The 2,633-nt window shown below is 44.8% G+C and carries 3 protein-coding genes; 1 reads left to right on the top strand and 2 read right to left on the bottom strand.

All coding sequences use genetic code 11. The features are described from left to right. Positions 1 to 38: 38 nt before the first annotated feature. On the bottom strand, positions 39 to 1,109 hold the full coding sequence (locus tag K2Q26_15275; protein MBY0316881.1) for an AAA family ATPase: 1,071 nt from the start codon (positions 1,107 to 1,109) through the stop codon (positions 39 to 41). After that, the gene (locus K2Q26_15270) at positions 1,087 to 1,938 is read right to left on the bottom strand and encodes a hypothetical protein (protein ID MBY0316880.1); all 852 of its coding nucleotides are present in this window, start codon (positions 1,936 to 1,938) and stop codon (positions 1,087 to 1,089) included. Before K2Q26_15270 ends, K2Q26_15275 begins: the two co-directional genes overlap by 23 nt. Positions 1,939 to 2,001: 63 nt before the next feature. Between K2Q26_15270 and tig the strand changes: the two genes are divergently transcribed. Continuing rightward, positions 2,002 to 2,633, top strand: a 632-nt coding sequence (gene tig / locus K2Q26_15265; protein ID MBY0316879.1) for a trigger factor, incomplete at its 3' end; no start/stop codon positions are given.

The following is a 2,633-nucleotide window of genomic DNA, read 5'->3' as shown; positions in this document are numbered from 1 at the left end:
GAAGTTAGAATAAATAAGGTCAATAAAAAAAATCTCATTTAGGGCTCACTTGTTGCGAAAGCTTGGGAAAGATCGGCGCCCAGTTTTTCTAAATCGACAGCCGTCGACGAAAACGTTCGCTCCGGTACAAAATAAATTTTGTAGGTCGATCCAGAGGTACCTTGGGCACTGTTGATTGCTTTGTAAAACGCATCCATTTTGGTCCGATAGTACTCCCACTGCTGCTTGTAGTACATCTTAAAATCATCGGCGGCTTCGCCGACCTGTGGGACTGAGGAGTTGAGATCCAAGCCCAACGGATAAGCGCGATTCGCGATAATATGCTTCACCGCAATTCCTTGCTTTTTGAGTTCCGTCAACGCCTGAGCCAGCTCTTTCACTTTAAAAGGTTCGGGAAGGGTGACCATAAAATAGCAGGCTCGCTCGCTCGACATGAGCTTTTGAATTTCTTCCGCGGCCTGAACGATATGTTCCTGAAACTTTAAAAGAACGGTAAAAAATCCCGACATTTGTTCTAAAAAATCGGTACCCACAAGGAATGTGAAAATTCTCAAAAAGAAACTTTGCGGGGACCACTTGGATTTAGATCGCTCACTGATCAATTTTGCGAGCGCATTATCTCTAAACAAATTGATTACGCTCTGAGGAGATCGAAAAAAGTCCACGGCATGATGAGCCGGTGGCGTATCAACAATCACCAGATCATAATCCGATTTAAGAATCTGCGACAATTTGTAAATTGTCGATAGCGATTGATTCTCCGAGAGCGTTGTCGCCACTTGTTTAAAAATTTTATTTTGCGAAAGTTTTTTCGCCTCTTCGGGGCCCCACTCTTTTGTAATGAACTCGGCGATCACTTGCTGCGAATGGATGAGGTAAATATCGATCTGACCCTTTTCGAGTTTTTTAGTTTTAAAAGAATCCTTCTCGAGATCCATATTATAAACAGTGCCCAATCTCCGAGACGGATCAATGGTAAGAAGTGCAATTTTTTTTCCTTGGCTTGCCGCAAGTTCGGCGACCGTGGAAGACATCGTAGTCTTTCCCGTCCCGCCATTCCCGGCAAAAACCAGGATCTTGTACTTATCAAAAAATTGGTTGAGACTCATCGATCCCCTCCAATACTTCCGCTAAAGGTTTATAATAGAACGGAACGCTCATGTGTTTGCCGAACACTTTTTGAATCTCTTCCAGCTGTCGTTGTTGATCTTGCTTCTGCAGCTGTTGCTGTTCGATGTACTCTTGGTCCACGGCCTCTGCACTGAGAAGATCGGGAAAATTTTTAATTCGATTGGCCACCACGGTCAGCCCAGACTGCAAGATGGATTTAAACTCACGATTAAGATCCTCAGCCTCTTCAACCACCAACGGTTCTGGCAACGTCACAAGATAAGTGTGAACTTTGTCGGGGTCATTAAGGACTTTCAACATCGATTGGCACTGGGTATAGACCGGGCCGATGGTGATGGCCGAAGACCAACCAATGGGAGCTTTGAGAAGTGCGAGAAAATGCCCGGTGCTGACCGCATCAACGACAATATATTCGTAATTGAGAACAGGTCCGTGGCGACGTTCACGACTGGTGAGTTTTCCCAAGAAAGCGATCTCCCGTAGACCTGGAGCCACCTGAATTAAAGACTTCAGCCAGGAATTATTGAGAAACTGGGAGCCGACCCAGGGAATTTTTACGAGATACTGGACGTACTCTCGAAGACAATCTTCGCCCGTCCACAAGGAAATATCAAAGCCCCAAGGGGTCTTTTGCGGTTTAAACTCAACTGGTGACTGTAAAGAGAGAACCTGTTGTAAATAACTCCAGCCACCGGTTTCCACCAAAAGCGTTTTATGGCCTTTGAGGGCGAGTTGGCGCGCGAGGAGAGCTGCTACGAAAGATTTTCCTACGCCACCCTTACCGGTAACGAAAATTATAGGCTTCATAAACTTGATTTTATCGAGGCAATTTCCTATATTCCACCAAAATTTGTTAACCATGAGGAAATAATGAAAACTAATCTTGAAAGCATTACAAATTTAGAGAAAAAGTTAAAGATCGAGGTCCCCCCACAGCAAGTGAACGAGGAGTTCGATAAGGCTTTCAAATACCTCCAGCGCGAGGTCAATCTTAAAGGTTTCCGCAAGGGAAAAGCGCCCCTTCAGCAAATCCGTACAATGTACGGTGATCGCGTTAAAGAGGACGTGCGTAATAACATCGTTCAAAGCAGTTTCGTCAGCGCAATTAAAGAGCACAAACTCAATCCGATCTCTCAACCTACTCTTGATTTTGGCGATCTCCAGGAAAACTCTCCTTTTAACTTCACGATCAACTTCGAAGTGCGTCCTGAAGTGAAAATTGTTAAAAAGACGGGTCTTAAGGTTCAAAAAGAAAAAGTGACGGTGACGGAAAAAGAGATCGAAGACTCCGTACAAAAAATTCGCATGAATCAAGCCGCATTTACTTCGATCACCGAAGATCGTCCTCTTAAAAACGGCGATACGGCGATGATCGACTTTGTGGGGTACATCGATGGTGCTCCTCTAGAAAATGGTGCAGCGACGGGTCACATGCTCGAAATCGGTTCCAATCAGTTTATTCCCGGCTTTGAAGAAGGACTTGTGGGAATGAAAAAAGGAGA

The sequence above is a fragment of the Bdellovibrionales bacterium genome, assembly GCA_019750295.1.
In the GTDB taxonomy this organism is placed as follows: domain Bacteria; phylum Bdellovibrionota; class Bdellovibrionia; order Bdellovibrionales; family JAGQZY01; genus JAIEOS01.
Note: the sequence above shows the minus strand (reverse complement) of the source record. Positions and strands in the feature narration are given on the sequence as shown.